Below are 24,971 nucleotides of genomic sequence, written 5' to 3' on the forward strand. Positions count from 1 at the left end.
TCCCACCTTTGTATAATTTAATATTTCTAGTTGCTAGATTTATATTCTTCAAACGCTTGATTTATCAGCATCCCTGTTAACAGTTGACTTTGTGGTACACCATTGAAATTCAATGCCCCAACTTCAAAATAATTTCCATCAGAAGATATGAGAAACTGAAGGTTAGCTTTTACTTCCACGCCCTCAACAGTGCAATATCCAGAAAACTCTACGACTTTTTCACCATTTACTCCTTCAAAATAGATCCATGCTGGACTGCCGAAGAAATACTCAAAAGCCTCACCATATGTAATACTTTCATACTCGTGTATTTCACTAGCTTTGATTCCAACGACATACTCATTATTTTGATCAACAAGATTTTCCGCTTGGTCAACGATATCACTCAGGATACCGTTCGAAGGTGCATCCACTGAGATAGATTCATAATTACTACTGCTATCCTCAACAACATCATCCTCAGCGGAACTTCTTTCAGCCAAATATTCATCAATGCTTGTATCAAACTCCAGTTTAGCCACTTCTCTATTATCAATGTCATAGACCAAGATTTCAGTAACAATGCCTGTATTTACTTCACCGAATAAAGTTTCAATCATTCTCACCGAATTTGCAGGTATCTCTATGGTCTGAGCTAACCTGTCATCTAACGGTAAAATTACATCACCACTCAAAGTAGTCATTTTGATGTTAGTTTCCTTGATCTTAACATTTTCAGATGAATTATTTTTGACGATTGTTTCTAATAATCCCCATTCGTCCAGTCTTATGGATTCGACTATGACAGAATTCTCTACCATTTCATTGGAATCCATTGCTTCATCTTCGCTTCCTTCTTCCACCGCAGAGACACTTTCTTCGGGAGGTTCTTCTTCTTCCTGCCCTTCCGTCACATCGGTCGATCCAGCCGTCTCCTGTGGTGTTTCTGCTTGTGTCTCTTTATTTTCTTCCGTCTCCGTGCTGTCAGTCGCTCCCCCACAACCAGATAGGGCTAGTGATATAACAAGCATCATTGGTATTAAGTTCTTAAATATTTTCATTGGTTCAATCCTTTCTGTAATCTTGTGATTCATTCTATTTGCTATCCCTTCTCTCTAATATCGACTTATACAGCGGACAATCTGTACATGCGTCCACTTCAATACCATATATCGTGGTTTTACATCGTTGTAATCTTATATAACAACACTCAGAACCTATCAGATAGGATGTGTCAACATTGAAATATTCAGCTATTATCTCCAACGCCTTTATAGACGGATTTGTTCTATTCCTTTCAAGGTCTCCAATATATGAATGAGAAAAGTTCACACTTTCAGCGAGTTCTCTTTGCGTGACATCTTTAATCCTTCTTAATTGCCTGATTCGCTCTCCTATAGTCAACTTTATTGTCACCTCCTGCATCTACTGTTAATTATAGGAATAATCACGTTAATTGCGTGCTCGGTAATAACGTGCAACTCTAAACGCACTGCAATCACTCATTTCCACTTTGTACGTTTATAACGTGCAGTCGCTTCCAATATCTTTTTTCATCAATTCTTCTATCATTGACCATAGCTTGGTTTGGATTTCAATTGACACACGGCTATCAAAACCTCTAGTAATATAACGATGACCTGTAAAGCGATTTTCTTCCACATTCGTTCTCTCCTCATCTCAAAAATTAATAAAACCCCAATCCATCTAATTTGGATTGAGGTCTACTCTATTGGTTGTAAATTCCAGATGCTACGCACTTTAGGGGCAAGTGGATGGAAATATTTCCGTGAATCTTCATCACACAAAATGCAAGTTTTCTGCTTATATTCAGATAGAAGCTCAACAACCTGATTGATTCGTTCTTGCACTATCTTAGATGTATTCCCTGCCCTTCCCCAAGCAAATACGATCGTATCAACCGACTTGGCTTTCTCAAGAATCATATTATTATTTGAATTGATCATCTTGGTGTCCTTTAATGCTGCCGATTTTACAGGTGTATTAATCTCAGTAAACAGATTCATAATCTCTACTGAACCGTAATCAAGTCTCACAAGATTATTTACAGTGAACAAACTGGAATAGTCCATCGTAAGCCCATTGCACGATCCTGCCGACAACATCAATACAAGTGCCGATGATTTCTTTGAATCCCAGACTTTCTTCATGTAGAATCTGTGCTGTTTATTATCCGAGAAACATGCTTCTGTTTTTATTGTAGCTTTTTCTAGTTTCATATGTTCCCACCTCTCTTATATTTTTTCCTGTTCTTTGAAACTGTAATAGCTGTCACTACCGATTATCAAATGATCCAAAACCTTTATGCCAAGTATCTTTCCTGCTTCGTTTAGCCTCTTTGTAATTTTAATATCTTCTTTTGACGGCTCTGGGTTTCCCGAAGGATGATTATGAGCCAGTAGTACAGTAGCCGCATTTGATATGACTGCGGTTTTAAACACTTCCCTAGGATGCACCAAACTTGCGTTAAGGCTTCCTTTACTGCATACATTTACAGATGTCGGTTGATTCTTTGTATCCAGTGTAATGACAATAAATTCTTCCCGATCTTTATCCTCAAGAAACATTTTTGCCATCATAAGACCATCAGCAGGACAAGAAATGCGTCTGGGATCATACAAAAATGTCGATTCCCTGACCATCTTGAGACTGACTATTTCAACACGTTTTCTTGCACATCGTTGTTTTTCTCTGTTCCTATGTTTCTCTTCCAAATAACTGTCACTCCTCATTCTTCTTATCTACTCAACTACATCGGTAATCTGCTCAACAACATGACTATGAGCTATTTTCTTTCGGGATTACACATAATATTCCGAAGTCAGCATTCATAATGTACAAACACAAAAGATTTTCTTCACCATTCTCCTCAACAATGCGATGAACGATTTCGGCTATATCCGTAGTCACATCAAGATACATTTTTTCCAACTCATCAAAATCCAGTGGTGATTCAACAACCACCGCATAACCGCCATAAATCTCATATTCACGGTCTATGCCCCATTCACTGTCTAGAATGTTCATGTAATGCTTTAGATTTTCATTAAGCAGCGGTTGAATAATCATTTCATCCACCTGACTTACATTGACAATTTTCTTCACTCTATCGCCTCCTTATGAATAATCTAATTTATGATATATGCTTTAAGCGGTTATCATTACAGATCTTGAAAATATAAAAACTCCCAATCCATTTGTGGATTGAGAGCTTTCTCAACTATTCAATAAACCTATCGTTACGTTATAATTTATATTGCATCAAAGCTACACCATCTAATTTTAGCAAACTCGACTAGCTTTTCTTGCCTCTTGATTATTGCTTCTTTGCCCCATTGATCATTTACAATAAAATTATCTAACTCATTTTGCGTTTTGAATGGGGATCTTTTGAAATACAAATTATTCTTTGTTTCAATATCCGCATTTCCCTTACTTGCATTTGCAGACATTGGATCAATAGTCAAATTACCAATCGAATGCAAGTACTTTTCTTCAAACTCATCATCCATTATTCCAAAACTCAAATCACCAGTGGCAATTTTTGAACTCGCTTTAGGATTCTGAGGCATAATATGCTCAATGGAGAACTTCTTTCTTCTATCTTTTGATCTGAATACACTTGCTGGTATTGGAGATGCTACAGGCTGTTCAACATCTCTAAGATGGTTTTCGTACTTCCAGTAGAAGTAATTCTTAATATTGGAGCTATAGTCGAAAAAGTCACCCCAAGTCAAATATGATATGAAATCAGCGTTAGAACTATAAGTGTATATTGCAGATTTGAGCTCATCCTTTAACAATGAGTAATCTCCATTGAAATCTTTTGCCAATCCATATAACTTCGATTGACCAGCATTTGATCGACTGTTTAAGATGCTATATACCCTAAAACTATACTTCTCTAATAGCTCACATACCTCTCTAAACTTTGATAAATCAGGTGATCTATCGAACTTATATGTTTTGATCAATAGTGGGTAGAAGTTTGCCATATTTCCAAGTATTAAGAGATCATGAAACTCAGGAATGTCTGATGTCAAAAGAGCTTTCATAATAGCATAAGATTCTCTCAGATTCATCGTGTATTTATCAATATAATCGAATGCGTCATGATGACTTTCAATGATCAGTTCGTTAACATTCTCTTTCATTTGCTCCATATAACGTTGATAACCTTTTACCTTTTGAGTTACTTTCCAATCTTCAAAAGCAATGAAATTGTATTGCAGAATGGAATTCTCATCTATCATATCTTCAATTACTGTATAGGATTTGTATATCTCACTGAATCTTGACTGAATCTTCGACAACATGAACTCAGGATCATCTGCGGCAATATATGTCTTATACATCATGAAGCTTTTTGTCTTTTCTAAGTTCGTAAGTTGCTTACCACGATCATTTGTTGTCTCAAAAATTAGCGTTGCTTCTGCCTTGTCCATTACAGAATATGTAAGAATTTTGGTAGACTCCACTTTGGAGAGTATTTCTTTGAGCTCTTCTTGAGAATACTTTGACAGCTCTTCATAGAAGAATTCCTTCGAATACAACAATTTCTTCTGAGAAGGTGTTGTTATCAATCCAGTATGCACTTCGTGGTCACCTAAAACATAAGTTTCAAAGAAATCATTATCATCTTGCAACACCTTCAACTTGTACTCTGACTTATATTTTATAAATGTTTCATAGTACATTTCTTTGGTTTCATCATCAACATCAGTATATAAGTCAAAGAGTGTGTTTAGAAAAATGACTAATGTAGTAATCCGTTGCTGCCCATCCACTACTTCAATTATCTCATATGGACCCTGTTTTCCATTCTCTTGAAATAATATTGTGCCAAAGAAGTAGTCTTTTCCCAGCTTCTGATTTCTAAAGTCATCCATGAAATCAAATAGTTGTTTTTCACCCCAAGCATATGCACGTTGGTACTCTGGTATCTTGAATATTTTCTTTCCATCAAATAGATCATTTAAAGTCTTTTGCCCATTTTCCATAAAGAACACCTCGCAATAATTAAATATTTCAAACTATAATTTTCCATTTACCATTATATCCCTCAATTTCTTCAATATTACTTAGAAAACCCGTATTGCTTGAAAATTTCTCCAACTCTTGCTATGCTAGAAAAAGGAAATACCATTATTTGAAACTTAAATTTCAATTTTATAGAGGTGAAACATGAACTTATTTAAAGGAAAAGAAAAGGTTGACGATTATTTTGTTAGATTACGAGTTGATGGATACCAACTAAAGAATAATTATCATGGAATTACGCTTGATATGGTCACACGAGTTCTAACTAGTATAAATAGGTATACAGCTGATATCAGAGATGTAGTTTGGTGTTTATTGAATGATGAAATTCCATCTTTGTATGCCAATGCTAATGGCTTTAGAATATGTGATGGTGCATCTGTTGCACATATTGGAGGTTTTGTTGGGATATTACTAAGAGGTGGAAATAGACTGGATCGTGAAGGCAGAGACTATTGGATAAAACCACTAGTAGACATTGGTGCAGTCAATCTTCTCACTCTAAAAAATGGTCAATTTTTATCAGGTCATCTTGTGGCAAAATCACCTAATTCGTGTTACAGGCTTACTGATAGCTTTATATCATTGCTAAAATCAGCAAATTCCCCACAATTTGACAATATACTTAACCAATGGATTTCAATTGAATCAACAAATAAAAGGTTGGAGATTCAAGCACATGCTGTTCGGTTGGCAGCACAAAACTCAACAGATAATGCACACAAAAAATTAATTCAACAATCAATTACAATCTATGCAAATCATTTTTTACCAGATTACATTCCAGTCTATGTTGATGACTCAGATGGTGATCGTATTACAGTCACAGAAAGGGAAAAACTTAATTTTTACGGAATCTCATTTGGACATTTAGATGATGTTTGGCCCGATGCTATTCTAGTAAATCCGAATGAAAAAAAACTATGGTTTATAGAAGCTGTTACATCAGATGGTGAAGTTGACGAACATAAAATGAGAGGTCTAAAAGCAATCTGTTACAGATCTAACCTTCAATTTGGAGGAGCAACTACAACATATCCAACATGGAAGAAAATGTACTCACGTCAAAAATCTGAAGATAATTTGGCTGTCGGCTCATATGTTTGGATCAAGGAAAGTCCAGAACGACACATGTATATCGAATAACCTTTAGCAATTAAAAATATCACAACCATGTTAATCTTGGTTGTGATATTTTTTTATGATTTCTTCTACTTTCCTATCAATGCTGTCTTGATTGTCACTTTCATCATCATAAGCACTTGATAGTTCCTTCAAATCGTTTATAGTTGGATATCTTAAGCTTTTTAAATCACTTGCGTTAACCTGTGTATGTCCACTAAAAGTTCGGAAATATATATCTACTAATGAAGCTGAAAGAAATACACATAAACCTTTTGTCACTTCAAGTTCGAATCCACTCTTATTTCTATGATAGTAGTTGGTCTTATTGTCAAAACCGAAATACTCATAATTATAATCACTAGCTTTAAGGACTCCGCAAATAATCCTTCTTCTCTCTTCTTTTGATGACATTCTTTTTACTAATACATAGTTCCCACGGTTTCTCAACCGTTTCAAGTTACTATCATCTCCAATAATACTATTATTCTTCGCATCATTTAGAGGCCAGACTATTGCACCATTTTTAATATGTTTTGAATAAAGATAGGGATATGAATTCTCAACCACATCTTTACTTATATTTTCTGATTTTTCTCGGAAGCCAACAATTGGTCCTGTAGACACATCTAACCCAATATCTTTCAAAGTACATGGCAATGCATTTATCCTATCAGAAATTTGCTTTTCATCACCATTTCGAAGAATACGAATCACTCTGTTTGCATCAGAAGGATACACAATTTCTTCAAGTTTCAAAAGTTGTTTTGAAGTGTCTGAAAAACTGCTGTCAGTGCTGTGTAGCACGTTTACATATTTATTGCTATCCCAAATTTCCTTAATTCCATGGTATATTATTGTCTCCTGTAAAACTTGATCCTTACTAAACGGTGATGTTCTAGAATCAAATAAATGAAAATCCAAATATCTTGTATCTAACTCCATATCTTTTCTGTATGGAAGGAAATATACTCCATTACAGAAACTTCTCGGAGTAATCGCCACGTATTCTCCATGTTGCTTTAAGTACCTTTTTGAAAGTGAAACAAATGCAGCATAATAATTAGCAGATTGAATTCCAATCCCACGCAATTCATCATCTTCTTTTGAACCTGAAACCATTTTGCGGTAAGGTGGATTTAAAATAACATAGTCGAAAATATCAATATCTCCTCTCAATATTTTCTCAACACTGTCACTAATAAAATCAGTAAATTTTAACTCCCACTGAAAGGTAACTCCATGACTTAAACAGTACTCTTTTAATTCAGATAGATTTTCCTCAAGTCTAAATTTTACAGTTTCATCAATTTCATAAAGCAAAGCTTTAATCTCGACAGGATGATTATCCCATTCCAACACATTCCTAACAAATGCAATGGTCAAACTTCCCATACCTACTCCAGGATCAAGCATAGTTATACTCTTTTTCTTTTTTGGCTTAAACATTGCTGCCATGTAGTTCGCAATATTTGTAGGTGTATAGTATTGCTCATACTTCTCTTTAAGTTCAATACTTCTATTATTTCCATTAATCTCATTAAAACTGTTTTCTGTAGATACATGTAAATCTATTATACTCAAACTCATCGTTCCTTTACTTTTTAATATCATACTTAATTAATAAATCAATTATACCCTGAGCAGACGTTCGTACAAAATCATTTTTTTCCAATATTCATCAACAATGTAAGATCAGACCCTCATACATGTCACATCAACAAAAAACCTCAGTTATTTATGATACGGTTCCCCCTTAATAATCCTATACGCCCTATAAACCTGCTCTAGAAGTATTAGTTTCATCATCTGGTGTGGAAATGTCATTTTTGAAAATGATAGCTTATAGTCTGCTCTTTTTAGTACAGCGTCAGATAGACCTAGAGATCCACCGATTACAAAAGCTATGTTGCTTTTGCCGGTGATAGCTAGGTCTTCTAGTTTTTCTGCTAGGTCTTCTGATGAGAGCATTTTGCCGTCTATTGCTAGGGCTATGACGTAGGTATTATCCTTTATTTTAGATAGGATTTTATCGCCCTCTTTATCCTTTATCATAATCATTTCTTTGTCGCTGAGGTTTTCTGGAGCTTTCTCGTCATCCACCTCTATGATTTCTAGGGAGCAGTATTTTGAAAGTCTTTTTGTGAATTCCTCTATCCCTAGCTTTAGGTATTTTTCTTTTAGCTTGCCTACTGAGATTATTTTTATATTCATTTTTACTCCTTGATTTTTAGTATTTCTTATTATTATATCAAGTTTATGCAGGTTTATTTTTTTGATTTAGTATCATTAGGTTTGACAGCATGAGGATGCCTCCACCTGCAAATGTCATGATATATACAGGAACAGAATTTATTATCATTCCTGATATTACCAGTCCAAGAGGTGCTATGAGTTTTACTATGCTCATACTGATGCTTAGCACCTTACCTCTTAGGTTGTCTGGGATAGATTTTTGCATGAGCCAAAGTATTGGTACGTCTATAAATGAGATGGCTATCCCAAATATTACCATTATACTTATATAGTATATCATATATGCTAGGCTACTTGCATCAGCTAGGACAACTGGAAGACCTAGAAGTGCGATTGCTACAGAAAGCGTAATGCTTGAAAATATAAGGAGCTTCATGTAGTCGATTTTTTCTATGATTTTACCTACTACTACTGCGCCTAGTATCATGCCTACTGGAAAGGCGCCTTGGATGATGCCGTACTGGTTTGAGCTTAGGTTTAGCAGGTTATTTATTATATATGGAAGTGGTACTGTCACGGAAAAGCTTATAAAGAAATTTAGTATTACTAGCACATTTATCATTTTGACTATTTCTGAGCTTTTTCTTATATAAGTCAGCCCATCCTTTATATCTTCAACGAATCCTCCATCGTCATTAATTTCTGCTGTAGATTTTATATTGTAGTTAAAATCTATCATGGTTTCTATCCCTGCTGAAAAAATAAAGCAGACTGCATTTATGAGGATAAAGGTCTTAATGTCTGTAAATGCAAATATAAGTCCTCCTAGTACAGGGGCAAGTATGAGCGCAGTTGAGTCTATTACTTTGCTAAGTGAATTAATGGACATGAGCTTTTCGTCAGCTACTAGGTTTGGTTTTGCCGCTTCAAATGCTATCCCGAAAAATGTTGTAAATACTGTAGTCATAAATGTACTGATGTATATCATAGGCTGATTTAGTTCAAATTTTAATGTAAGCAGAAATAATATCAAAAACATCATTCCATTTGCAAAGTCCATAGATACTACTATTTTCTTTTTATCAAATCTATCTGACATATAGCCAGCTACTGGGCTAAAGATTATGGTAGGTATGAGCCCTACAAATAAAGTAAGTGCAAAGCTAAAGCCTGAGCCTGTTTGTTTTAGCACGTAGAGTCCTATAGCAAAGGTATAGATTGCTGAGCCAAATACTGAGATGAGCTTGCCTATTATAAATAATCCTAAATTTTTCATGATGAGCCTCCTTTTATATCTTAATGATACAAAGTGAGGCATACTCCACTGCAATAGCTAATTTTATATTTTTTAGGGCAAAAAAAGAGAAAAGGCGGGGTTGACCCTACCTTTTGCCGTAGTAAAGATATGAGTATACCTTTTCGCCTTTTACAAAATAATCCTCGTACTTACCTCCATGCTCTAGGTAGTCAGAGAATTTGTCCTCTATGGTTTTAAATCCTAATTCATCAATTGAAAATCTTATGTTATCAAGCAAGAAGTTAGGTTTATATTTATCCTCTATCATGGAGTTTGCGCTGAAGTTTTTAAACAGGATATAGCTTCCGTTTAGGTAAGCGTTTTGTTTTACATGATGGTCTATCTTGCTTAAAAGAAATTCTTCATGCTCAAATCCAAAGTTACTGCTACCCGAAAAATCAAATACTATGTCTACTAGCTTCTCCCCTATTGGCATTGATACAAAATCACAGCAGAGGAATATGATTTTTTTCTTTAGTGTTGAGGTTTCCAGCATGGATTTTAGAAATTTATGTCTATTTATATCGTAGTCTACAGCTAGATATACAGAGTCATCTGGAAGCAGGTCATAGATATTTCTAAGGGAAAAGCCCACTCCTGTACCTAGCTCTAGTATTACTTTGCCTTCTAGATTTTGAAAATCCAGACGTTTTTTCATCCACTCTATATTTTTGTATATGCTCTCTAGGTAGGATGTATCTGTAAACTTTATATAGTCTGCTATATAGGTATTTTCCTGCTTGAATCTGCTATCTGCATCTATATAGCCTGGTCCCATTAGTATACCGTCGTCTATGTGATATTCATGAGACAAGCTGCATTTTAAGACCCCATCTATTATTTGATTGTCCTTTATGCTTGCATCAGCTACAGTTAACTTTTGCTTGCAGATAGGGCAGGCAAACAAATCAAGTGTATCTAGTGGAATCCCGATGTTATGAGCTTTAGTGCAAGGCTTTTTCTTTAGCTCAGCTAATCTTTGTTCTAGATTTTGACTTACTGCTGTAAGGTCCTCTAGCTGTTTTTTTACTATAGCTAGCTGATTTGAAAACAGCATTTCATAGTACTGGTCCTCTTGATGCGCTGTGAGGTTTCCAAAGGTTTTGAAAAGAAGTATATCTTTTATTTGATTTAGGCTGAATCCCATATTTTTGAGAGCTAGGATTTCATCTAGGCTTTTTTGGCAGCTCTCATCAAATTCATACTGGGCTCCTTGTTTATCTGGCACTAATAAACCCATGTCTATATAGTGCCTTACTGTATCCTTTGTTATGTTGTTAATTTGAGAGAATTCACCTATTTTCATATATATTACCACCTATATTTTTTATGAAAAGCTATATTAATGGGTTTGGTTTAGAAGAGCTGTCTCTACTGCTTTTTTTATGGTCTGGCTTGAGGCAGTCGCTCCTGAAATAGCATCTACATCTATTTTTTGCTCTACTATTATGTCTGCTGTTATTATTTCAGCTGGTTCGCCCTTCATATTGTCGTGCTGTAGCAGTTCTATTTTATTGATTCTACCGTTTGCTATTTCCACCTCTACTTTAGCATATACTAGTCCCATATCGTATTCACCTAGGTATTTGCCATTTGGAAGCTCTTTTATATTTATTGTTTCAAATTTTAAGTTCTCTAGCTTATCTGTCATTTTGTTAGCAGTTGATATAAAGCTTCCTGCAGCTATAAATAGTATTACTAAAGGAATTATCCCTGCTATTAACAATATTTTTTTAGTTTTTCTCATTATTTAGCTCTCCTATACAGTCTGGTACAGGTGATTTCTTACAAAATCCACTGCCTCGTCTATTTCTTGCTTGTTCGGATGAGATATTCCCATCACCAAAAATCCACCTTTGCAAGTGTATTCGTCTTTCATAACTTCAATTTGATTGGCTATCAAGGCTTCTTTGAGCTTTTCAGGTGTCATTTCTTTCATAGATGAGGTCACAAGAAGCGCTGATTTGATGTTTGCTGGTGTTAGTTTTTTTGCAAATTCAATCAGCTCTGGCTTGCACTCTCCTGAATAAATTCCGCTTACGAATATCCCCATGTCATAGCCCTCTATTTTAGGATTGTCTTTAATGTTGAATGCTTCAATTCCTAGCTTCTCTGATATCGCCTGTGCTATTTTTTTACTGTGTCCTGTCATACTTGCATAGATTATTACGTTTTTCATAACTATTTTCCCCCTAGTTTTTTTAAGTTGTTAAAAATTTTAATCTGAGCCTCGCTCATTATACGGATTTCTTCCTCTGAGAGCCCATCATACATCTCGCTGATAAAGTTCATGCCGTATTCTTCATTGTCTTTTGACCACTGCTCACATTTTGAGGTTCTTAGTATTCTCATTGCTCTTTTGTCAGCTTCATCCTTTAGTATATTTACAAACCCCTTTGCCTCGAGCTTGTTTACAATTTCCTTTGTGTTCTGATGAGATGTCTCACACATAGCCGCAAGCTGTTTTAATGTAGGTGGCTCCTCAAATGAGCCTAGCATAGTAAGCACTAGCCACTGCTTTGCTGTTAGATCTTTTTTTGCATTATCCATTACTGTCTGAAGTCTGTTTGCCAGCAGAAATATATTGCCAAATATGAGATATCTTTTGTCCATCTTCTCGAAATCGTACATTTCGCTCTCCTTTTTTAAAAATATGTAATATGTTATGTATATATGTAGGATATTACCTTTTTAAAAGTTTGTCAAATATTTTTTTGTAAATTTTCCCATATTATTTGCAAAAAATACTTAGTTGCTAGTTAAAAATAAGTTAAAGTTCATTTATTCTTTATTGATACCCAAATATCTATACTCAGTATACATAACCATAGTTTATTTATCCCCTAACCAAAGTTAGGTTTTCTAATTTCAGGTTTTATTGTGTGATTAATGTATTATTTTTGAGGCATTAATTAAGAAGAGATATCAATATATGATAATATAAGAGTAGAGATGAAATTTTATAATAAAAATTCGGTTTTTAGATTTAAGGAGGAGTTTTCATGATTAAGGTATATACATTAAATGCTTTTACTGACGACGTGAGCGGCGGAAATCCTGCTGGCGTTGTACTTGATGCTGATAATCTAACTGAAAAGCAAATGCAAGGTATAGCAAAAAAAGTTGGATTTTCAGAGACTGCTTTTGTTATGAGCTCTGATAGTGCTGATTTTAGAGTGAGATTTTTTACGCCCTCTGATGAGGTCGATTTATGCGGACACGCTACTATAGCTACTTTCAAGCTACTTTTACTAAAAGGAAGAATAACTACTGGTGTATATAAACAGGAAACTCTAGCTGGGATACTTTCGGTTGAAGCTTTGGCTGACGGAAGTATTTTGATGGAGCAATCTATCCCTGAGTATTATGAAATCATAGAGCCTTCAGAGATTGCTAAAAGCCTAGGACTTTTAGTATCTGAGCTATCTGAGGACTATCCTGTTCAGGTGGTATCTACAGGTCTAAAAGATATAATGGTTCCAGTTAAATCCCTAGAGGCGCTTAAAAACATCGAGCCCGATTTTGAAGCCATAACGGATATCAGCAAAAAGTATGAAAGCACTGGATACCACGTATTTACAACCGAGAGTCTCTCTGGTGCTGATTGTGCTTGTCGAAATTTTGCTCCACTTTATGATATCGATGAAGAAGCAGCTACTGGAACAGCTAGTGGTGCCTTATCTTCATACCTTTTTAAATACAAGGTTCTAAAGGATAAAACCTATAACAGACTTGCTTTTGAGCAGGGCTACTATATGAACAGCCCATCTAGGATAATTGCCTCTTTACATGTTACTGACGATGAAATAACTGGCGTCTATGTAGGTGGAAACGCTATAGTAACAGGAGAGATTGATATCAAGAGAGGAATTTAGTTTATGAATATAGCTTTGGCTGCGCTTATAGGAGTAATGCTTTCTTTTATGGTGCTCACAAACGGAACCTTGGCAGGATATCTCGGTAATTATCCAGCTACTGTTGTAAATCATGCTATAGGTCTAAGTATTGTTCTTATTATTATCTTTTTAAAAAAAATTAAAATTAAAACTTTGCCAAAAGCACCTTTTTATATTTACTTAGGTGGTGCTGTAGGGGTTTTTACTGTGCTGTTTACAAATATAAGCTTTAATCATCTAGGAATGTCCCGTACTCTAGCGCTTGGACTGCTCGGTCAATCTATAACCTCTATTTTTATAGATCATTTCGGACTTTTTGGAATGCCACGAGTCAAGTTTAATGCCAAAAAGAGTATTGGACTTAGCTTTGTAGGATTAGGAATATTTTTGATGGATAAATTTTAGGAGGAATAATGGATTTTTTATATATATTATCGGGTATGCTAGCTGGAACCACTGTAGTTACTTCTAGAAGCATCAATGCCAACCTAGCTAGAAAGATAGGTCTAAACTCCAGCACTTTTTTTAACTTCATAGTCGGCCTTACTGTATCATTTTTAGTTCTCATGGTGCTAGGAGATGGCATGATTTCCTATTCAAAGGTGGATTTTTCTTCAATCCCATCCTGGGCATATATAGGCTCTGTCCTAGGTGTAGGAGTAGTTTTTTTATCAAATTACATGGCTGTTCGTATCTCAGCTTTTTATTTGACTCTGCTCATTTTTATAGGTCAGCTTTTTAGTGGAGTCATACTAGATTATTTCGTTTTGAATTCCTTATCTACAGGCAAGCTACTAGGTGGTTTTTTGGTGCTTGGTGGACTTAGCTACAATCTTCTTTTAGATAAGAGGGGGATGTAGAGTGAGACTTCATAGGCTATTAGGTATCCTTACTCTGCTTGATTCTAGAAAAACCATAACTGCATCAAAGCTCGCTAAGATATTAGAGACCTCTGAGCGTACTATTTACAGAGATATTGATATACTATGCGAATCAGGTATTCCCATAACTTCTTCAAGTGGACCTAGTGGTGGTTTTTCACTTATGGATGATTATGATCTGTCACTTAATACTATGAAAGGCAGTGATGCTCTTTACCTCATGCTTTCAGGCATGGGAGTTCATCCTCAAAAAAATACTCAAATGTATCAATCTGTCCAAAACGCTTTTTTGAAATTAGAAAGTACTGTGTCAGATGAGCATAAGGAAGAAATAATAAGGGCTAAGGAAAAATTTCTCGTAGATTTCAAGCCGTGGTGGGGCGAGGATGTCTGCGAGGACAACATAGATATAATAAAGCAAGCAGTACTAGAGCTCAGAAAGCTCAATGTAAAATACGAAAAGTACAATGAAGAAAGCTCCCAAAGAATTCTGTCTCCATATGGAGTAGTAGTAAAAAATTCTCAGTGGTATCTAGTTGCAAAATGCCATCTTAAAAACGAAGTGAGGATATTCAAGTGCAGTAGATTGAAAGAAATTGAGCTTTTGGATGAAACCTTTGAGATTCCAAAGAGCTTTGATTTAGAAAGATTTTGGCAGCAGAGCAAGACTATGTTTGTCAAAAAAACTGCTGTAACTGTTTCTGCACCTTCCTACAGTGTAAAGCTAGAGCTAGATGCAAATGACTCAGAAAGTCTGAAGGGCTTTATTGTAATCTCCTCATCTGCTTCAAAAGGAAGGCTCACCTACGAGCTAGATATGATTTCTTTCTCTACTGCTTGCAATATACTATTTCCTCTTAGTGACCGTATCAAAGTAATAGCACCAGCTGAGCTTAAATCCTGGATAGAGGATAAAGCAAAAAATATTTTGAAGCTAAATAGCAGTTTATAATTCATGACATACAGCTGTCAGTAATACCTTGGTATAATGAATGTATCCTAAAAAATGGAAGGGAGATAGTTTATATGCAAGGAAAAATAGTTAGTGTTGATGGATTCAAGGCAGTTGGAATGACTTATTTTGGAGACAATAACAATGGTGAGATTCCTAAAATGTGGCAGATTTTCAATCAGAAGTTTATGGAGATTTCAAACATAAGCAAGCCTGTGCTTTTCTATGGAATCTGTGATTCTGATATGGATGAGCAGGGCCGATTTGATTATGCTGCTGCAGTAGGTGTGGATTCATTTGAAAACGTTCCAGAAACCATGGTTACTAAGACAATCCCTGCTGGAAACTACCTAGTTTATACCTATGAAGGAGATATTAAAAATATAGGAGAATTTTATGGCAAGATTTTTGATACCTATCTTCCTCAGTCCGGACATGAGATGGATATGAGACCTCAGCTAGAGGTATATGATGACAGATATATGAAGACAGGTGCTTTTGATATTTATATCCCAGTCAAATAGGCATCTATCCTGTTAAAGAAATACAGTTTCTCATATATGTCTAGAACCTTGCTACATTCAAAATCATAATGAAATTTAAAATTAAGCCTCTTGATTCTGTTTTAAGGAATTAAGAGGCTTAATTATTGTAAATGAATCAAAATATATCTGACTTATAATCAATCTATTCATTAACTTATGGTTTTTTAATGGCTAATTTTATTTTTTTCAGTTTACTGTTATGGTTTCAACTAGTAGAATTTCGCAGGCTCCATCTCCAGTATCTGTTCTCGATAGGCTAGTAGACCACGGCCCATCTTCAAAAATTACATTCACAAGATAACCTGAAATTAAAACTACACTGTTTTCTTTTACAGTCTTAAGCTTTTTTAAAACTTCAGCATTTGCAGGGATAATATGGGTATTAGAGGAATGCTGACCTACATGAGATACTGTAACTGGAGCATCAGGATTTAGATTATAGTAGTACCATCTTCCTGATTGTCTGTACTTTACAGCTTCTATTAGCTTAGGCTGATTTAAGTCTCCCCATGCTAGAATTAAATCCATAGGTGATATCCTTGATGGATAGTCAGAGCTATAATTTTTTCTTCCTCTGACTCCAGCGTGTACCTCGTAGCTAGCTACTAGCTCCACTTTTATATTCCCAGCTTTAGTTTCAAGCTCTAAATATTGTTTTGAGCTTAGATTTTTTTGGATAGGATTAGGCAGATAATCAGGTCCCTTATAGTCTTTTGATAGTAGTTGACTAAAAAAAAGAGCTGATATAGCAATTATAAGTATGACAATAAGCTTTTCTCTATTATTTAATTTCATATCCAGCTCCTATATAGTATATTTTGAACTAATTTTTCTTAATTATATCATTATACTATTATTCCTTTTAGCTTGATCCAATTATGCTAATAATTTTGAATTATCAGGATTTTTCTAGGATTAATTGATATAATTTATATATATAACAAAAATTTAAAAAGGAGGATTACTATGCACCTGAATAATCTAAGTACTGAAGAATTAAAGAAGAGGCGGCTTTACTCCAATTTAGCTCTGTTTCTCGTTGCTTTTTTATGGGGTACTACCTTTGCAGTCTCAAAGTATGCCTTTGCTTACTTTACACCCGTATATATGATAGCCTTTCGCTTTACTATAGGGGTACTTGCAATGTGTATTTTTTTCTGGAAGAAGATTTCAAAGATAACGCTTAAGGATTTAAAGGGCGGTATTATAGTCGGAATTATATTTTTTATAGCCTTTGTAACTCAGCTAATTGCACTTCAATATACTGAAGCTGGAAAGCAAGCTTTTCTTGCCGCCACCTATGTAGTAATGGCTCCATTTTTATACTGGATAATTTATCATAAAAAGCCTGATTTTAGAACCCTTGCTGGTGCTTTTATTTGTTTTTTAGGTATAGGACTGCTCACTCTAAATGCTAGCCTGAGTATCAGCTTTGGAGATGGACTTACACTTTTTAGCTCCTTATTCTATGCACTTCATATCATGTTTAATGGCTATTTTGTAGAAAAGCAAGATCCTGTAATTTTATCTACTGTTCAATTTGCAGTGGTTGCCATTATATCATGGATATTTGCATTCTTTTTTGAGCCTTTTCCTACAGCCATAGGCTTTGAAGGGATAGCCTCAGTACTTTATCTAGGAATTTTTTGTACTGGACTTGCATATTTTCTCCAAACAGCAGCACAGCGCTATACTCTTGCTACACATGCAGCAATTATACTGAGCCTAGAGTCTGTATTTGGAATCCTACTTGCCGTTGTGATGCTAGGAGAAATATTTACTCTTCGTATGCTTATGGGATGCATAGCTATATTTGGAGCAATACTGATAACTGAGCTTAGACCTAGCTCCGATTAAACAAAAAATGAGCCGACCTCCTCTAAGTTAGATTTTTCGGTCTAGCTTTTGGGGGTCGGCTCAGATTTTAGACTAGCTACGGTTTTATTCTTTTAATTTAGTTCTTTAAGCCACTGATTTACTTTTTCTAATAGCTCAGCTTTTTTATTTGCTGGTACTTTTATGTTTACATTTACATATTCATCTTCGGCGTTTAAAAGCTTTTCTATTTGAGTTTTAGTCATTTTAGCTTCAATGTTTTTTATATCTGGGCTTGAAAGCTGTTTTGAAGTAAAGTTTTCATAGAGCCATTTTTGCTTGTCCTTAGAAAGTCTTGATATAGCTACTGCTGACTTGATTGTTATATGGTTTTCTCTAAGTAGACTCTCCATTTCCTCTATTAGCTGATTTAGGCTAAGGTAGTTTTGTACCATTCTTCCACTTATTCCATAGGATTCAGCTATTATGTCCCTAGTCTTTACTCCATCACCTAGGTGTTTTTTTCTGCCTAGTCTTATGTACTTTTCTGAGATTGATTTTGCTTTTTCTACAGTAGAAAGCTGTCTTTGTATCCAGTTGGTATCTATAATTATTTCTCTAGCTTCATCCTCATTTATCTCATTCATTTTTATGAGGTTGCATTTTACAGCTTTGTATTTTGAGTCTTTAGTCTCTTCGTAGAGCATTTCTACAGCTTTTTTTCTATTATGCCCTGACAGTATCATATAGCTATCCTTTTGCTCCCAAACTACAAGAGGATGCATCAGACCTTTATCCTTAATAGATTCTACTAGCTCTAGCATTTTATCATCTGGAAGTGGCTGATAGAAATTCCACTGCTCTGGTGCAGAGCTAAGCTTAGAAATATCTATTTCGACTACGCTAGAATCCTGTAACTCTTCACTTAGCTTTTCATCTTTTGGTGCAAATCTAGATACTACAGTTTCCATTATCTCATCTTTTACCTCAGATATGTTCTCAGATACTCTGCTTGCAGCTATTTCCAGTGATTTAAATCTATCCTTTTTTATAAAATCCTTTTTATTCGACAAGTGATATGACCTCCTTAGCCAAGTCTTCATATGCTATGGCTGCTCTTGAGCCTGAGGTAAATACGCTCAGTGGTTCACCTGCAAACTGGCTCTTTTTGATGTTTATGTCAATTGGAATATAGCTGTTTAGCACTTTATCCTTAAATAAATCCCTGAGGATTTCACGAGTGACATCATTTGTACTCTCTCTAAGGTCGACCTTTGTTTCTATTATCCCTAGAAACTGAAGGTTAGTATTTATTAATCTTGCTTCTTCAAAGAAATTTGTAAGCGGCTCGAGTCCTTCTATTCCAAATGCAGATAGCTCTACAGGAACTAAGACGTAATCGCTTGCAACTAAAATATTGTAATTAAGTAGCCCCAAGAAAGGACAGGTATCTATTATTATGTAATCGTAGCTATTTTCGCTTTTAACAGGTCTTAGTATTCTTTCAAATACAGTTTCTCTAAGTTTTTTTGTAAACAGCTCCATATCAATAGCTGAGAGCATATGGTCTGAAATAATAAAATCTATGTTTGGATACTTAGTGTTTATTATGTAGTGCTGTAGTGAATTTTCCTTGATAAGTGCATCGTAAAGACTTTTTTCAGAGTTTTTCGAAAGGTCATATGAACGTGTTAGGTTTATTTGCATATCTGCGTCTATAAGAAGTACCTTTTTGCCTTGCTGCATGAGTGAATATGCTAAATTTCCAGCAACAGTGGTCTTGCCTGATCCACCTTTGTTGTTGGAAACTGCTATAACTTTGGTCTTCATGTAAGCAACCATCCTTTCATCTATAAATCCCCTATCCTTCTTATATTATAGTTTATATTTCTCATGGTTACAAACAAAAAGGAGCTCTCATAAGTAGCCCCTTGTATAAATTGCTATTAAAATATGATATTTAGATATTGTGTGGTTTTGCTATGCCATTTTTTCCTTCATTTTGCTGATAGTAAAGGCAATTATGCGGAGCTAGGCAGTGCCACAGCTCTTCTCCTTTTGAAGCAGTGAGATAGTCTTGATTGATTTTCCCATCTACCATTTCTATAACTCTATCTGATTTTGCCGCTAGATGCCTATCATGGGTTACTATAATAAAGGTGGTTTTGAACTCCTTATTGATATTTCTAAGAAGCTCATAAACCTGTTCCGTTGACTCGCTATCTAGGTTTCCTGTAGGCTCATCAGCAAGTATCAAAGTAGGGTCGTTTATTAGAGCTCTGGCTATAGCTACCCTTTGCTGCTGACCTCCAGATAAATCTGTAGCTTTGTTGTTTATTCTATCTTTTAGTCCCACTATTTCAAGTAGTTCTATTGCTCTTTGTTGTTTACGCTTTGTAGGAGTTTTATGTTTTATCCAAGAGGGTATTATTACATTTTCTAGAGCAGTAAATTCTGGCAGAAGGTGGTGAAACTGAAATATGAAGCCTAGGTTTAGATTTCTAAAGCTAGCTAGCTCATCTGATTTCATTTTAGTTATATCTTTGTTTTGAAAATATATATTGCCAGAGGTGGCATTATCAAGCGCTCCTATTATATTTAGCAAAGTGGTCTTGCCTGAGCCCGATGGCCCTATTATACTCATAAACTCACTTTTATTTATATCTAGGCTCACTTCATGAAGCACCTTTGTCTGAATTTTAGTTCCATATATTTTGACCAAATCTTTTATCTCAAGTAATTTATCATCCATTTCTGATTACCTCCATAGGATTAAGGGACGAAGATTTTCTAGCTGGAACAAAAGAAGATATAAGTCCTGCCATAGTCGAGATAAATACAACTAATACTAGATTATCTCTTTTCACTACTATATTGAAAATAGGCCCCGAGGCACTAGTAGTTCCTATGATAAAGCCTTGGATGAGCAGATATCCTATTAAGATTCCAAAAATCCCACCTATAAAGCCCAGTACTCCTCCTTGAATCAAAAATATACTGCTGGCAGAATTGCTAGTAGCTCCCATAGCCTTTAATATACCTATCTGCTTTGATTTTTGAACCACTGAGACTGCTAGTACGCTAGAGATTCCAAGAGCAATAGCTACTAGTACAAATGCCTGTATAGTAAGTGAAGAGCTAGACTGGCTATTGAGTCCAGTAAGTAGCTGAGCATTTTCAGCTTTCCAGTCACTTGCATCTATTTCAGGATAAAGCGTCATTAATCTTGGAGCTAATATATCGGCATCAAAGGGTTCATTCATTTGGATTTCTATGTTTGATATATATCCGTTTAGTCCATATATTCTCTGAGCTCTAGATAGCTCCATAAATATCCATGAACCATTTAAAGCTTCTGATTCTAAATCAAATATCCCACCAACTATAAAGCTTTGAACGCTTTCTCCAGGAAGACTTAGGTTAATTAAATCTCCTGGTGTTAGGTTGAACTCATTTGCAAAGGAGGTTCCTATCAGTACTCTATTTGAATCTATATCAGATTCTCCCTGAGCGATTCTGCTTTTTAGATTGTAAATTTCATCTGCTAGCTCTAGGTCTATTCCTTTTACTACTAAAGAAGTACTGCTTTCTCCTTGATTGTAAAGAGCTGTCCCTACAACTGATGGTGAAACTGCGCTTATCTCTTTATTTTTTTGAAGCCCCTCTATTATACCTTGGTAATTTCCTAATTTATCTTCTTTTTTAGGCGTATTTATATACTCAAAATATGGACTATTAACATTTGAATTTGCTTTTGCTGTTATAGTGATGTGAGCTCTATTGCCTATAGTAGTGTCTATGAGATTTTCCTGCAATCCACTTATAAGTGAGCTTAAAAATATCTGAACTGCCACCCCAACAGCTATTCCTAGCAAAATAAAAAGCGTCTGGGCCTTTCCATCTTTTAAAAATCTTAGGGCAATCTTCCATTCATATAGCATATTACTCACCCTCAGACATCAGTTTTATTTTATCGCCTGGCTCTACTTCTTGAGGATTAAGAAGTTTTATATCTTCAGAAAAATCTCCCTCAATTATTCTTTTAGAGCCGCTTCCTATTACAGTAACAGGCTGTTTTACAGCTACTGAATCTTTTTCTACTAGAACATACGCCTGGTTCTGTTCATATGAAAGATAGTTGGCATCTATTACATATGCATCTTGATATTCATTTAAGATAAGCTCAGCTGTTATGCTCAAATCTAGAAGAAATTTGTCGCTGTCTATAACTGGAATATCTAATTTTACAGCTACTGTACCTTTTTCGCTATCTACGCTTTTATCTATTTCTCTAACTGTTGTCTCTAGCTTTAAGCTTGTGTCTGAAGATGGATATATAAAAGCTTTTTGTCCCACAAATACTTTTGTTATGCTTTTTTCATCCACTTCAATTTGTGCATACTTGTCATCCAAATCCACTATCTTCATGAGCGTCTGTCCAGGCTGAACAAATTCTCCTTCAGTTACATTTAACTCTACAATAGTTCCAGCTATAGGTGATGAATAGGAGTATTTTCCAAATGACTGCTCTAAATTTTTAAGTGCTACTCTGCTTTGCTCTATGCTAGCTGAAGCTTTTTTTGCCTCACTGCCTCCAGGTGCATAGGAATTAAGTGTGAGCTTTGCACTTTCTAGCTGTTTGTTTAGAAGATTAACTTTATCCGTAACAGCTTCTAATTCTATTAATGGAATAGCTCCAGAATCATAGAGCGCTGTTTTTCTTTCAAGCTCCCTAGCTTGCTGAGATAACTCTAGCTCTAGCTTTTCTATATCTGACTGTGCTATTTCATATGAAGTGGTTACTATTTTATTGTAATTTGCTGAAGCTGACCCTACTGAAGCTTTGGCTTCATTGATGTTTTTGCTCAAATCACTGCTGTCTAGCTTTACAAGCAGAGTATTTTGATTTACTGCATCGCCTTCGTTTACTAATAGAGATATTAGCCTTGATGCCACTTCTGAAGTTACTATTCTTGACTCACCTGCTTCTACTCTTCCGCTGGCAAGAACAGTTTCTTGATAGCTGGATTTAGTAAGACCTACATAGCCTACTTCTTTTGGTTTTGTGAAAAATTTATATCCAAAAAATAAAATTACAAATAAAATTATTGCAATTACAAGGTTTTTTATTAGTTTCTTATTATCTTTCATTTTATCTCCTCCCTTTAGTTTAATACCTCTTTGATACCCTTTAATGCTGAAATTAACCTTGATTTCTAGTGGGCTTCAAAAATCTTTTTTAATCTAAAAAAAATTGTGGAACCGAGTTCCACAATTTTTGAAAGGAAGAAAGACTTTCTTCGTATAATCTAAAATGTAATATCTACATTTATAGTTTTTCCATCTCTAAATATTTCTATAGATGCATTATCTCCTGGTCTTTTTGAATAAAGCTCTCTTACTAGTTTTGACATTTGATCCATGTCCTTGCCATCAAATTTAATTAAGACATCGCCTTCTTTAAGTCCTGCCTTTTCTGCTGCACTTCCTGGCTCCACAGATGCTATATAAATACCTGTTTCAACGTTAAGGTTAGCTCCAGTGGCTTGTTTATAGTAGTCCACATCTACTCCTCTTATTCCTAGATATACTCTTTGGAACTCGCCTTTTTCTATGAACTGATCTACTATAGGTTTTGCAATATTAATAGGTATCGCAAATCCAAGACCTTCTGCACTGCTTATTTTAGCAGAATTTATAGCTATTACCTGACCCTTTGAGTTAAGTAGTGGGCCTCCACTATTTCCTGGATTAATTGATGCATCTGTCTGAATTAGATTATCTATGCTTTCAGTTTCACTGATTTGTATACTTCTATTTAATCCACTTATGATGCCTTGAGTTACACTTCTTTCAAATTCTAAGCCTAGAGGATTTCCTATAGCAACAGAAATATCTCCTACTTCTACTGTATCGCTATCTCCTAGCTCAGCTACTGGAAGACCTGTTTTTTCAACTTTGATAACAGCTAAGTCAAGAGCTTTTTCATTCCATAGCACCTTGGCTTCCTGCTTGCTTCCATCATAAAATAGCACAGTAACTGAAGTTGCAGTTCCATCGTCGACCACATGGGAGTTTGTAAGGATATAGCCTCTTTCGTCTACTATTACGCCTGTACCTACGCCGCTGGTTTGTCTTGCTCCAAAGAAAAAGTCATTTTGAGTAGATACTGTTGTAATCCCTACTACAGAGGGCATAGCTTTTTGAACTACAGCCTTGTATATCGTTTCTGGATTGTCCCCCTCAACATTTATCGATGCCGTCTGAGGGTTGTTGTTTTGTGTATTTGGATTTATGTTTTGCATAAACGGAAGTATATTTTGAGATATAACCAGCATGGTTATTACACTCCCAAGTATCGCACCGATAAGTGCTTGAATGAATCCTGAGCCTTTTGAACTCATAATCTCATCCTCCCTATATTATAAAAATATCTGAAACACGACTTCTTTCTAAAACCATCAAATCCATATCTTTGTTTGCGTATACGCCTTGCTCCTCCATAATACTAGCAACAGTTTGATAAGCGAGAACTGGCATATTGTTTTCTTGGCTGAGGTGAGCTAAAAGTACAGCTTTCGTGCCTAGCTTTGCTAGCTTTGCAGCTACATCGCCTGCATCAGCATTTGAAAGATGTCCAAATTCAGACAGCACTCTTTGCTTTAGATAGTATGGATAGCTACCCATTTTTAGCATCTGCTCGTCGTGATTTGATTCCAGAATCACGAGCTCACTGTGACTGATATATTCCATAACTTTATCAGTGACACAGCCTAAATCAGTAGCAATAGAAAGCTTGTTTTTGCCATCACTAATAGCAAATCCACAAGAATCTACAGCATCATGGCTAGTAGAAAATGGATTTATCTCTATATCGCCAATAGAAAAGCTTTCATAGGGAGTAAATACCCTTTTATTTTCAGGTTTAATCTTTCCTAGACAGTTTTCCATGGATTCCCAGGTTTTTATAGTTGCAAAAACAGGCACATCATATCTTCTGGATATTATTCCTACCCCTTTGATATGATCTGAATGCTCATGCGTGACCATGATTCCTCCAAGAGTGCTTAAGTCTACATGGTGCTGCCTTAGGTGCTCTTCTATTTTCTTGCCACTAAGACCAGCATCGACTAGTATCTTGGTCTTAGATTTTTCTATATAGTGGCAATTTCCACTGCTTCCAGATGCAACTGATATATATCGTATACTCATATTTACTCCTCATAA

29 protein-coding genes are annotated in these 24,971 nt (G+C 35.4%); 7 read left to right on the forward strand and 22 right to left on the reverse strand.

Annotated elements, in window-relative coordinates; all coding sequences use genetic code 11:
* Window positions 1-26 precede the first annotated feature (26 nt).
* From CLOST_RS12770 to CLOST_RS12795, 7 genes are all read right to left on the reverse strand, one after another.
* Entirely contained in the window at window positions 27-1,073 is a 1,047-nt protein-coding gene (locus tag CLOST_RS12770) for a hypothetical protein (protein ID WP_013362730.1), read from the reverse strand.
* A gap of 1 nt (window position 1,074) precedes the next feature.
* Entirely contained in the window at window positions 1,075-1,404 is a 330-nt protein-coding gene (locus CLOST_RS14360; protein ID WP_081455134.1) for a helix-turn-helix domain-containing protein, read from the reverse strand.
* 96 nt (window positions 1,405-1,500) lie between these two features.
* Window positions 1,501-1,641 carry a DUF960 domain-containing protein gene (locus tag CLOST_RS13970; protein ID WP_013362732.1) on the reverse strand — a complete coding sequence of 47 codons (141 nt, stop codon included), beginning with the start codon at window positions 1,639-1,641 and terminating at the stop codon, window positions 1,501-1,503.
* Window positions 1,642-1,703: 62 nt separating this feature from the next.
* Window positions 1,704-2,219, reverse strand: coding sequence for a DUF1643 domain-containing protein (locus CLOST_RS12780; protein ID WP_013362733.1), 516 nt, complete (start codon window positions 2,217-2,219; stop codon window positions 1,704-1,706).
* A 15-nt stretch (window positions 2,220-2,234) separates the two neighbouring features.
* Window positions 2,235-2,714, reverse strand: a complete 480-nt coding sequence (locus tag CLOST_RS12785; RefSeq protein ID WP_013362734.1) for a JAB domain-containing protein — start codon at window positions 2,712-2,714, stop codon at window positions 2,235-2,237.
* A gap of 64 nt (window positions 2,715-2,778) precedes the next feature.
* Window positions 2,779-3,105: a hypothetical protein gene (locus CLOST_RS12790; protein ID WP_013362735.1), complete on the reverse strand. Its 327-nt coding sequence runs from the start codon at window positions 3,103-3,105 to the stop codon at window positions 2,779-2,781.
* Window positions 3,106-3,251: 146 nt separating this feature from the next.
* A complete protein-coding gene (locus CLOST_RS12795; RefSeq protein WP_013362736.1) occupies window positions 3,252-5,000 on the reverse strand; it encodes a DUF262 domain-containing protein in 1,749 nt (582 codons plus the stop codon).
* Window positions 5,001-5,184: 184 nt separating this feature from the next.
* Between CLOST_RS12795 and CLOST_RS12800 the strand changes: the two genes are divergently transcribed.
* On the forward strand, window positions 5,185-6,186 hold the full coding sequence (locus CLOST_RS12800; protein WP_013362737.1) for a BsuBI/PstI family type II restriction endonuclease: 1,002 nt from the start codon (window positions 5,185-5,187) through the stop codon (window positions 6,184-6,186).
* Between the two features lie 30 nt (window positions 6,187-6,216).
* Here CLOST_RS12800 and CLOST_RS12805 read toward each other — a convergent pair whose 3' ends face one another.
* From CLOST_RS12805 to CLOST_RS12835, 7 genes are all read right to left on the reverse strand, one after another.
* On the reverse strand, window positions 6,217-7,752 hold the full coding sequence (locus CLOST_RS12805; RefSeq protein WP_157858307.1) for an Eco57I restriction-modification methylase domain-containing protein: 1,536 nt from the start codon (window positions 7,750-7,752) through the stop codon (window positions 6,217-6,219).
* 144 nt (window positions 7,753-7,896) lie between these two features.
* A complete protein-coding gene (rlmH, locus tag CLOST_RS12810) occupies window positions 7,897-8,376 on the reverse strand; it encodes a 23S rRNA (pseudouridine(1915)-N(3))-methyltransferase RlmH (RefSeq protein ID WP_013362739.1) in 480 nt (159 codons plus the stop codon).
* A 43-nt stretch (window positions 8,377-8,419) separates the two neighbouring features.
* Window positions 8,420-9,634, reverse strand: a complete 1,215-nt coding sequence (locus CLOST_RS12815) for an MFS transporter (RefSeq protein ID WP_013362740.1) — start codon at window positions 9,632-9,634, stop codon at window positions 8,420-8,422.
* A 106-nt stretch (window positions 9,635-9,740) separates the two neighbouring features.
* Window positions 9,741-10,961, reverse strand: a complete 1,221-nt coding sequence (locus CLOST_RS12820; protein WP_013362741.1) for a MerR family transcriptional regulator — start codon at window positions 10,959-10,961, stop codon at window positions 9,741-9,743.
* Between the two features lie 36 nt (window positions 10,962-10,997).
* On the reverse strand, window positions 10,998-11,402 hold the full coding sequence (locus tag CLOST_RS12825) for an FMN-binding protein (protein ID WP_013362742.1): 405 nt from the start codon (window positions 11,400-11,402) through the stop codon (window positions 10,998-11,000).
* A 12-nt stretch (window positions 11,403-11,414) separates the two neighbouring features.
* Complete coding sequence (locus tag CLOST_RS12830) at window positions 11,415-11,834, reverse strand: flavodoxin domain-containing protein (RefSeq protein ID WP_013362743.1); 420 nt, start codon at window positions 11,832-11,834, stop codon at window positions 11,415-11,417.
* A 2-nt stretch (window positions 11,835-11,836) separates the two neighbouring features.
* Window positions 11,837-12,286: a MarR family winged helix-turn-helix transcriptional regulator gene (locus CLOST_RS12835; protein WP_013362744.1), complete on the reverse strand. Its 450-nt coding sequence runs from the start codon at window positions 12,284-12,286 to the stop codon at window positions 11,837-11,839.
* Window positions 12,287-12,657: 371 nt separating this feature from the next.
* Here CLOST_RS12835 and CLOST_RS12840 point away from each other — a divergent pair, with 371 nt between their 5' ends.
* The 5 genes from CLOST_RS12840 to CLOST_RS12860 all read left to right on the forward strand — a co-directional run bounded on the left by CLOST_RS12840 (window position 12,658) and on the right by CLOST_RS12860 (window position 15,908).
* Window positions 12,658-13,530: a PhzF family phenazine biosynthesis protein gene (locus tag CLOST_RS12840; RefSeq protein WP_013362745.1), complete on the forward strand. Its 873-nt coding sequence runs from the start codon at window positions 12,658-12,660 to the stop codon at window positions 13,528-13,530.
* A gap of 3 nt (window positions 13,531-13,533) precedes the next feature.
* On the forward strand, window positions 13,534-13,956 hold the full coding sequence (locus CLOST_RS12845; protein WP_013362746.1) for a DMT family transporter: 423 nt from the start codon (window positions 13,534-13,536) through the stop codon (window positions 13,954-13,956).
* Window positions 13,957-13,964: 8 nt separating this feature from the next.
* Window positions 13,965-14,411, forward strand: coding sequence for a DMT family transporter (locus CLOST_RS12850; RefSeq protein ID WP_013362747.1), 447 nt, complete (start codon window positions 13,965-13,967; stop codon window positions 14,409-14,411).
* A 1-nt stretch (window position 14,412) separates the two neighbouring features.
* Window positions 14,413-15,384 (forward strand): helix-turn-helix transcriptional regulator, encoded by a 972-nt coding sequence (locus CLOST_RS12855; protein ID WP_013362748.1) that lies wholly within the window; start codon window positions 14,413-14,415, stop codon window positions 15,382-15,384.
* A gap of 74 nt (window positions 15,385-15,458) precedes the next feature.
* Window positions 15,459-15,908, forward strand: a complete 450-nt coding sequence (locus tag CLOST_RS12860; RefSeq protein ID WP_013362749.1) for a GyrI-like domain-containing protein — start codon at window positions 15,459-15,461, stop codon at window positions 15,906-15,908.
* A 207-nt stretch (window positions 15,909-16,115) separates the two neighbouring features.
* Here CLOST_RS12860 and CLOST_RS13695 read toward each other — a convergent pair whose 3' ends face one another.
* Window positions 16,116-16,724: a hypothetical protein gene (locus CLOST_RS13695; RefSeq protein ID WP_013362750.1), complete on the reverse strand. Its 609-nt coding sequence runs from the start codon at window positions 16,722-16,724 to the stop codon at window positions 16,116-16,118.
* Between the two features lie 171 nt (window positions 16,725-16,895).
* Between CLOST_RS13695 and CLOST_RS12870 the strand changes: the two genes are divergently transcribed.
* The gene (locus CLOST_RS12870; protein WP_013362751.1) at window positions 16,896-17,786 is read left to right on the forward strand and encodes a DMT family transporter; all 891 of its coding nucleotides are present in this window, start codon (window positions 16,896-16,898) and stop codon (window positions 17,784-17,786) included.
* Between the two features lie 92 nt (window positions 17,787-17,878).
* Here the strand turns inward: CLOST_RS12870 and CLOST_RS12875 are convergent, their stop codons facing one another.
* The 7 genes from CLOST_RS12875 to CLOST_RS12905 all read right to left on the reverse strand — a co-directional run bounded on the left by CLOST_RS12875 (window position 17,879) and on the right by CLOST_RS12905 (window position 24,956).
* The gene (locus CLOST_RS12875) at window positions 17,879-18,817 is read right to left on the reverse strand and encodes a ParB/RepB/Spo0J family partition protein (RefSeq protein WP_013362752.1); all 939 of its coding nucleotides are present in this window, start codon (window positions 18,815-18,817) and stop codon (window positions 17,879-17,881) included.
* A complete protein-coding gene (locus CLOST_RS12880) occupies window positions 18,807-19,574 on the reverse strand; it encodes a ParA family protein (protein ID WP_013362753.1) in 768 nt (255 codons plus the stop codon). The genes CLOST_RS12875 and CLOST_RS12880 overlap by 11 nt, the downstream gene beginning before the upstream one ends.
* 130 nt (window positions 19,575-19,704) lie before the next feature.
* Window positions 19,705-20,496: an ABC transporter ATP-binding protein gene (locus CLOST_RS12885; RefSeq protein ID WP_013362754.1), complete on the reverse strand. Its 792-nt coding sequence runs from the start codon at window positions 20,494-20,496 to the stop codon at window positions 19,705-19,707.
* Entirely contained in the window at window positions 20,489-21,685 is a 1,197-nt protein-coding gene (locus CLOST_RS12890; protein WP_013362755.1) for an ABC transporter permease, read from the reverse strand. The genes CLOST_RS12885 and CLOST_RS12890 overlap by 8 nt, the downstream gene beginning before the upstream one ends.
* A gap of 1 nt (window position 21,686) precedes the next feature.
* The gene (locus CLOST_RS12895; RefSeq protein ID WP_013362756.1) at window positions 21,687-22,895 is read right to left on the reverse strand and encodes an efflux RND transporter periplasmic adaptor subunit; all 1,209 of its coding nucleotides are present in this window, start codon (window positions 22,893-22,895) and stop codon (window positions 21,687-21,689) included.
* A gap of 158 nt (window positions 22,896-23,053) precedes the next feature.
* Window positions 23,054-24,148, reverse strand: a complete 1,095-nt coding sequence (htrA, locus tag CLOST_RS12900) for a serine protease HtrA (protein ID WP_013362757.1) — start codon at window positions 24,146-24,148, stop codon at window positions 23,054-23,056.
* A 13-nt stretch (window positions 24,149-24,161) separates the two neighbouring features.
* Window positions 24,162-24,956, reverse strand: coding sequence for an MBL fold metallo-hydrolase (locus CLOST_RS12905; protein ID WP_013362758.1), 795 nt, complete (start codon window positions 24,954-24,956; stop codon window positions 24,162-24,164).
* Window positions 24,957-24,971: the final 15 nt, after the last annotated feature.

Origin of the sequence: Acetoanaerobium sticklandii (genome assembly GCF_000196455.1) — a bacterium.
GTDB lineage: Bacteria > Bacillota > Clostridia > Peptostreptococcales > Filifactoraceae > Acetoanaerobium > Acetoanaerobium sticklandii.

Coding starts and splice junctions, on each gene's coding strand:
- CLOST_RS12780 (WP_013362733.1), bottom strand. CDS start 2,219: ATGAAACTAGAAAAAGCTACAATAAAAACAGAAGCATGTTTCTCGGAT.
- CLOST_RS12820 (WP_013362741.1), bottom strand. CDS start 10,961: ATGAAAATAGGTGAATTCTCTCAAATTAACAACATAACAAAGGATACA.
- CLOST_RS12850 (WP_013362747.1), top strand. CDS start 13,965: ATGGATTTTTTATATATATTATCGGGTATGCTAGCTGGAACCACTGTA.
- CLOST_RS12905 (WP_013362758.1), bottom strand. CDS start 24,956: ATGAGTATACGATATATATCAGTTGCATCTGGAAGCAGTGGAAATTGC.
- CLOST_RS12835 (WP_013362744.1), bottom strand. CDS start 12,286: ATGTACGATTTCGAGAAGATGGACAAAAGATATCTCATATTTGGCAAT.
- CLOST_RS12845 (WP_013362746.1), top strand. CDS start 13,534: ATGAATATAGCTTTGGCTGCGCTTATAGGAGTAATGCTTTCTTTTATG.
- CLOST_RS12870 (WP_013362751.1), top strand. CDS start 16,896: ATGCACCTGAATAATCTAAGTACTGAAGAATTAAAGAAGAGGCGGCTT.
- CLOST_RS13695 (WP_013362750.1), bottom strand. CDS start 16,724: ATGAAATTAAATAATAGAGAAAAGCTTATTGTCATACTTATAATTGCT.
- CLOST_RS12805 (WP_157858307.1), bottom strand. CDS start 7,752: ATGAGTTTGAGTATAATAGATTTACATGTATCTACAGAAAACAGTTTT.
- CLOST_RS12895 (WP_013362756.1), bottom strand. CDS start 22,895: ATGAAAGATAATAAGAAACTAATAAAAAACCTTGTAATTGCAATAATT.
- CLOST_RS12885 (WP_013362754.1), bottom strand. CDS start 20,496: ATGGATGATAAATTACTTGAGATAAAAGATTTGGTCAAAATATATGGA.
- CLOST_RS14360 (WP_081455134.1), bottom strand. CDS start 1,404: ATGCAGGAGGTGACAATAAAGTTGACTATAGGAGAGCGAATCAGGCAA.
- CLOST_RS12795 (WP_013362736.1), bottom strand. CDS start 5,000: ATGGAAAATGGGCAAAAGACTTTAAATGATCTATTTGATGGAAAGAAA.
- CLOST_RS12815 (WP_013362740.1), bottom strand. CDS start 9,634: ATGAAAAATTTAGGATTATTTATAATAGGCAAGCTCATCTCAGTATTT.
- CLOST_RS12830 (WP_013362743.1), bottom strand. CDS start 11,834: ATGAAAAACGTAATAATCTATGCAAGTATGACAGGACACAGTAAAAAA.
- CLOST_RS12880 (WP_013362753.1), bottom strand. CDS start 19,574: ATGAAGACCAAAGTTATAGCAGTTTCCAACAACAAAGGTGGATCAGGC.
- CLOST_RS12825 (WP_013362742.1), bottom strand. CDS start 11,402: ATGAGAAAAACTAAAAAAATATTGTTAATAGCAGGGATAATTCCTTTA.
- CLOST_RS12770 (WP_013362730.1), bottom strand. CDS start 1,073: ATGAATCACAAGATTACAGAAAGGATTGAACCAATGAAAATATTTAAG.
- CLOST_RS12840 (WP_013362745.1), top strand. CDS start 12,658: ATGATTAAGGTATATACATTAAATGCTTTTACTGACGACGTGAGCGGC.
- htrA (WP_013362757.1), bottom strand. CDS start 24,148: ATGAGTTCAAAAGGCTCAGGATTCATTCAAGCACTTATCGGTGCGATA.
- CLOST_RS12860 (WP_013362749.1), top strand. CDS start 15,459: ATGCAAGGAAAAATAGTTAGTGTTGATGGATTCAAGGCAGTTGGAATG.
- CLOST_RS12890 (WP_013362755.1), bottom strand. CDS start 21,685: ATGCTATATGAATGGAAGATTGCCCTAAGATTTTTAAAAGATGGAAAG.
- rlmH (WP_013362739.1), bottom strand. CDS start 8,376: ATGAATATAAAAATAATCTCAGTAGGCAAGCTAAAAGAAAAATACCTA.
- CLOST_RS12800 (WP_013362737.1), top strand. CDS start 5,185: ATGAACTTATTTAAAGGAAAAGAAAAGGTTGACGATTATTTTGTTAGA.